The organism is Pseudomonas sp., assembly GCF_050739995.1.
Taxonomy (GTDB): domain Bacteria; phylum Pseudomonadota; class Gammaproteobacteria; order Pseudomonadales; family Pseudomonadaceae; genus Aquipseudomonas.
On the sequence record NZ_JBOICG010000471.1, the window covers coordinates 21,490 to 28,150 of the forward strand.

Consider the following 6,661-nt stretch of genomic DNA (forward strand, 5'->3'; position numbering starts at 1 on the left):
GGGAGACTCCTAGAAAGACGACTCTCCAGAGTCTAGTTCAGGTGAAAGCCACACCAACAACCGCTCGACGCACTGCCGCGCCGTCAGCACGCCGGTGTCCAACACCAATGACGCGTGGGGTGGCGGCTCGTAGGGCGAGCCGATGCCAGTGAACCCTGGCAACTCTCCCCGTCGAGCCCGTGCATAGTGCCCTTTCGGGTCACGCCCTTCGCACACCGCCAGCGAGGCGCTGCACCACACCTCGCGATAATCGGCAGCCAGACGGTCGGCAAACACCGCCCGCAGTTCGACCAGCGGCGCGATCATCGCGAGGATCACGATTTGTCCATTGTCCACCAGCAGCGCGGCGAGCTCGCTGGCGCGGCGGATGTTTTCCAGACGGTCGCTGTCGGCAAAGCCCAGATCTTTGTTGAGACCGCAGCGCAAAGCGTCGCCGTCGAGCACTAGGCTTTGTCGGCCTTGTTCGAACAACGCTGCCTGCAGGCCCTGGGCCAGAGTGGATTTACCCGACGCGGGCAAGCCGGTTAGCAAAATCGCCACACCGCGATGCCCATTGCGCGCCTCGCGTTGACCGCGCGTGATGCTCGCCGTCGGCGCCACCAGGTTATTTGGCGACGGCACGCGACACCGGTGTCGTGATGTTGCCCGCTGCCCACGCCGATTCACGGCTGGCCATCGCTGTAGCGATGGCTTGCACGCGGTCGGAGTCAAGCTGTTCAGGCAATGGGTCGAGCCCGGCGCTGGCAAAGATCTGGCCGTAGGCGTTGCGCAGGTCGGCGTAGGCCAGGTCGCGGCGTAGGTCGGCTTGCAAGGTGTTGAGCTCGCCCTGGATCAGATCGAGTTCGCCCAAACCAGCGGCTTCGTGTCGATTGCGTAGTTGGGTGAGGATTTGCCCGTCGATATTGGCCAACTGTTCGTTGGTCTTGAACTGGCGCACGGCGTCTTGATAGTTAGCGTTGGCCACGTAGATCTGAGCCAGCACCGCGATGGACATCGCCTGCCGTCGTGCGGTGGCGACTTCTTCACCGGCCTTGGCGACGTCGATGGCGGCGGGTGCGGAGATTACGTTGAACAGGTTCCAGGTGACCTTCGCACCGTAGTCAGCCCAGCGGTTGTCAGTCAGGAACGAGTTGCTGTCGTAATGCCCACCGGCGGAAAACTCCAGGCCCGGCAGCAAGCGCAGCATGGCTTTGCGGGTTTCGGCAGCGCTGATGCGGGTCTGGTAGTCCTGCTCCCGCAGCTCGGGGCGGTTGGCCAGGGCTTCCTGTTCCAGGCTGGCCAGGTTGACCTTCAACTGCGGCACACTGTAGTCGTCCGGCGTGGCCAACTTGAGTTCGCTGCCCATCGGCAGGTTGATCAAGGTGGCCAGTTCGGTCTTGGCCAGGGACAACGCACGGCGCTGCTCCTGCAATTGGCGGGTGGCTTCGATCAACGACCGCTGGTAACCGAGGGCTTGCACCGGGTCGCCGATGCGTTGTTCGCTCATGCTCTGGCTGTTGGTCTGGGCCTGGTCGACCCGCGCCATCAGGCTGTCGATCTGGGTCAGCAAACGTTCGGCTGCCACCGCGCGCCAATAGGCCGAGCGTACATCCTGGACGATGGTGTTGATCACCTTGCGTCGCCGCTCCTGGATGATCAGGCGCTGGTCGCCTTGCTGTTTGGCGCTGATGTAACTGACGCCGAAGTCGAGCACGTTCCACACCATGGTCAGGTCCGCCACGCGGCGGTCGCGGTCCTGGGAGGTCGACGGCTCCAGGGACTGGGTGCCAGTGAGCACGCTCTGGCTGCTGGAGGCGTTGGTGTTGTTGCGTCCGGCATAGCCTGCGGACAACGCCATGCGCGGCAGCATGTCGAAACTGGAGAGGTCCGATTGGCGTTTGGCCAAGGCCTCTTCCATGACCTTCAAGCGCCCTTCGAGGTTGTATTTCACCGCACGGGCCATGGCCTGGTGCAGGGTAAGCGGGCCATTCAGCGGCTCCTGGCCTTTGTACATGCCTTGCAGATCACTGCGGGCTCGCTGCTCACTGACACTGCGCTCAATCGGCTCACTGGTGACTGCGCAACCGCTGATCGCCAGCGCCAGCAAGCTGGCGCCGAACAACTTATGACGTGTATTCATCCTTGGACTGCCCCTGTTCCCGCGCCTGAAGTTAAGTGTGTTCAAGCCTGCATTTCGCTGATGCCGACCTGTTGCAGTGCATGCGCCAAGTCCATCACCTGGCGCTGTTCTGTGTCCTTGATCTGCTGCAATTGCTGACCGAGGCTCGGCGCGCCAAACACGCCGCGCAGCCCTTGGGCCGGATCGCCCTGGCCATTGATCGGATTGCTGTCGAACGCTTTTAGGACGCTGTCGTCACCGTGGGTTTCACGGCTGAACAGGCTCGACAAGGTGCTTGAACCAAACACCCCACCATCGCCGCCGCCAAAGCCCAGGAAACCGTTGGTATGGCCGTCGCCCGCACCATCGGTGCCGAACACCTGCGCGATATAGCTAGGCGCCAACGCCCCGTTGTGGATAAAGACGCTGCCTACCGGCGGCAAGCCCGCACCCAGCTCACGCTGCTCGAACAACGGTGGAAAGCCGATGAGAGAACCGAGGTTGCCGGTCGGCGCGCCAAACACCATTGGCTGCAACGGCTGGTTCGGTGCACCGAGCGGCGGTGCCGGGTTGGTGACGCGGAACAGCGGGTCGCCGGTCAGCGCCACGGTGTTGATCGTGTAGTTATTGGAGTTGGCATAGCCGCTGCCCGCGTTGCCCGCCAGATCATTCACCAAGCGGTTATCGAGGGTGATGAAGTTGCTAGGATCGTTGAGGTTGGCCGTTGGCGTCAGGGTCGCGGTCCATGTCTTGCCACCATCGCTGGTTGCCAGGTTGGACAAGGTACCGTTGGCCACGCTCAAGTCATCCAGATTGAAACCACTGACTTTCTCGCTGAAGGAGAAGGTCACGGTAGTAGTCTGGCCGACGGTCAGGTTCGGGTTGGCGATGCTGATGGTCGCGGTGGGGCGCTCAGCGTCGATGGCGTAGTTATTTGAGATCGCAATGCCACTGCCGGCGTTACCTGCGGTGTCGCTGACCTGGCTGGCATCCAACACGATCAGGTTGGTCGCGTCGGTGATATTCGCCGTTGGCGTCAGGGTCGCGGTCCAGGTCTTGCCGCCATCATGGCTCGCCAGGTTGGACAGCACGCCATTGGCCACGCTCAACTCCGAGAGGCTGAAGCCCGTCACGGCCTCGCTGAAGGCGATGGTGACCGTAGTGGTTTGCCCGATACTCAGGGCGCTATCGGCCACGGAGATGGTCGCAGTTGGGCGCTGAGTGTCGATGGCGTAGCGGTTGGAGTCAGTGATGCCGCTGCCCGTGTTGCCATAGGTGTCTTGCACACCGCTGTTGTCCAGGGTGATCAGGTTGGTGGTGCTGGTGAGGTTGGCCGTTGGGGTCAACGTCGCGGTCCAGGTCACGCCGCCGTCGCTGGAGGTCAGGTTGCTCAAGGTGCCATTGGCTACGTTCAGGTCAGCAGTGGTGAAGCCGTTGACCGCTTCGGAGAAGGTGATGGTGACTTGGGCCGTGTCACCGACCTTGAGCGCGCTGTGGTCGACCACAATGGTCGCCGTTGGCCGTTGGGTGTCGATGATGAAGTTGCCGGAATTCGTGACCCCATTGCCTGCGTTGCCCGCCAGGTCGTTCACACCCGCGTTGTTCAGGGTGATCAGGTTGGTGGTGTCGTGAATATTGCTGGTCGGGGTGAAGGTCGCCGTCCAGGTGATTCCGCCGTCCGTGCTGCTCACCGCCGAGAGGGTGCCGTTAGGCACGCTCAGGTCGCTGTTGTCAAAACCGCTGACGGCCTCACTGAAGGTGATGGTCACCGAAGAAGTCTGGCCGATGACCAGCGTCGGGTTGGCGACCACGATGCTGGCGGTCGGGGCCTGGGTGTCGATGTTGTAGGCATTGGACTGGGTAGTGCCCGTGCCGCTGTTGCCGGCCAAGTCGTTGATACCCGCATTATTCAGCGTGATGACGTCACCGGTGTGGGTCACACCGTTGCTGGGTATCAGGTTGGCGGTCCAAGTCACACCGCCATCGCTGGAGGCCAGGTTACTCAGGGTGCCATTGGTCACGCTCAGGTCGGCGGTGGTGAATCCACTGACTGCTTCGGAGAAAGTGATGGTGACTTGGGCCGTGTCACCGATCTTGAGCGCGCTATGGTCGACCACGACGGTCGCGGTCGGCCGCTGCGTATCGATACTGAAGTTGCCCGAGCTGGTCACGCCGCTGCCCACGTTGCCGGCCAAATCGGTCACGCCTGAGTTATTCAGCGTGATCACATTGGTGGTGTCGGTAATGGCGTTGGCCGGTGTGAACGTGGCCGTCCACGTCACGCCACCGTCTGCGCTGCTCACTGCCGAGAGTGTGCCATTGAGCACGCTCAAGTCACTGTTGTCGAAGCCGCTGACGGCCTCGCTGAAGGTTATCGTCACCAAGGACGTCTGGCCTATCGTCAGGGCCGGGTTGGCGACCACGATAGTGGCGGTCGGAGCTTGGGTGTCGACGTTGTAGGCATTCGACAACGTGGAGCCCGCTCCGCTGTTGCCGGCCAGATCGTTGAGGCCTGCGTTGTTCAGCGTGATGACGTCACCCGTGCGGGTCACGCCGTTGGTGGGCGTCAGGGTGGCGGTCCAGGTGATACCGCCGTCGGCGCTGCTCACGTTGCTCAAGGTGCCGTCGGCGACAGTCAGGTCGGCATTGGTGAAACCGGTCACCGCCTCGCTGAAGGTGATGGTCACCAACGATGTGCCGCCAATGTTCAGGCCGTTGTTGGCAACGACGATGGTTGCCGTTGGCCGCTGAGTGTCGATGGTGTAGTTGTTGGAGTCCGTCGTGCCACTGCCGGCGTTGCCGGAGCCGTTTACCACACCAGTGTTATCCAGCGTGATCAGGTTGGTGGCGTCGGTGATGTTGGCGGCCGGAGTGAAGCTCGCCGTCCAGGTGATACCGCCGTCGCTGCTGCTCACCGCCGTCAAGGTGCCGTTGGCGATGGTCAGGTCCGCGTTGGTGAAGCCGGTCACCGCCTCACTGAAGGTGATGGTCACCACTGAGCTTTCACCGATGTTCAACGCGTTGTTCGCCACGATGATGGTCGCGGTCGGCCGTATGGTGTCGATAGTGAAGTTGCCCGAGTTGGTGGTGCCAGTGCCGGCGTTGCCGGCCAGGTCGGCGATTCCGGTGTTATTCAGGCTAATCAGGTTGGTGGTGTCCTTAATACCGGCAGTCGGTGTAAAGGTAGCCGTCCAGGTGATACCGCCGTCCGAGCTGCTCACCGCCGTAAGGGTGCCATTGGGTATGGTCAGGTCGCTGTTGTTGAAACCGGTGACGGCCTCGCTGAAGGTAATGGTCACCACAGACGTCTCGCCGACTTTCAGCGCCGAGTCAGAGAGCACGATGGTTGCGGTCGGCCGCTGGCTGTCGACGGCGTAGTTGTTGGAGTCGGTGGTGCCGCTGCCGGCATTGCCAGCCAAATCGGCGATGCCGGTGTTATCCAGTGTGATGACGTTGTTGGCATGAGTGATGCCGTTCACCGGCGTGAGCGTCGCGGTCCAGGTGATGCCACCATCGCTGCTGCTCACCGCGCTCAACGTACCGTTATCAATCGTCAGGTCGGCATTGGTGAAGCCGGTGACCGCTTCGGAGAACGTCACTGTCACCAGCGACGTCTGGCCAATGCCAAGGGCCGTATCCGTCACCACAATGGTGGCGGTGGGGCGCTGGGTATCGATGGCGTAGTTGTTGGAGCTGGTAGTGCCACTGCCAGCATTGCCCGAGAGGTTCTGTACGCCGCTGTTGTCGAGGGTAATCAGGTTGGTGGCGTCGCTGATAGAGCTGCTCGGCGTAAAAGTCGCCGTCCAGGTGATACCACCGTCACTGCTGCTCACCGCCGTCAAGGTGCCGTTGGTAATCGTCAGGTCGGCATTGGTGAAACCTGTCACTGCCTCGCTGAACGTAATGGTGACTAATGAGGTATCGCCAATCTTCAGGGCGTTGTCCGCGACAATAACGGTAGCGGTCGGCCGCACGGTGTCGATGGTGAAATTGGGCGAACTGGTGGTGCCTGAGCCGGCATTGCCGGCCAGGTCGGCGACACCGGCGTTGGCCAGGGTAATGAGGTTGGTGGAGTCGTTGATACCGGCCGTCGGGGTAAAGGTGGCGGTCCAGGTGATACCGCCGTCGCTGCTGCTGACGGCCGTCAGCGTGCCATTTGGAACCATCAGGTCGGCATTGGTGAAACCGGTCACGGCTTCACTGAACGTAATAGTCACCAGCGAGGTTTCACCGGCGGTCAGCGTTGAATCGGCGACTACGATGGTGGCCGTCGGCCGTTGGGTGTCGATAGCGAAGTTATTGGAATCTGTGGTGCCCGTGCCGGTATTGCCGCTCAGGTCGGTGTAGCCGGTGTTGTTCAAGGTGATGTGGTTGTTGGCGTTGGTGATACTCGCCGACGGGGTGAATGTCGCGGTCCACGTGATGCCGCCGTCGCTGCTGCTGACCGCCGTCAGCGTGCCGTTGGCGATGGTCAGGTCGGCATTGGTGAAACCCGTGACGGCTTCACTGAAGGTGATGGTCACCAGTGATGTTTGACCGATCGCCAATACATTGTTGGCAACC

General features: G+C 61.8%; 3 protein-coding genes. All 3 read right to left on the reverse strand.

Features of this window, described 5'->3' with window-relative positions:
• Positions 1-9: 9 nt before the first annotated feature.
• Complete coding sequence (gene cysC / locus ACRESD_RS15645) at positions 10-621, reverse strand: adenylyl-sulfate kinase (RefSeq protein ID WP_431751750.1); 612 nt, start codon at positions 619-621, stop codon at positions 10-12.
• Positions 605-2,119, reverse strand: coding sequence for a TolC family protein (locus ACRESD_RS15650; RefSeq protein ID WP_431751751.1), 1,515 nt, complete (start codon positions 2,117-2,119; stop codon positions 605-607). The genes cysC and ACRESD_RS15650 overlap by 17 nt, the downstream gene beginning before the upstream one ends.
• A 41-nt stretch (positions 2,120-2,160) precedes the next feature.
• On the reverse strand, positions 2,161-6,661 hold a 4,501-nt coding region (locus tag ACRESD_RS15655; protein ID WP_431751752.1), incomplete at its 5' end, for a beta strand repeat-containing protein.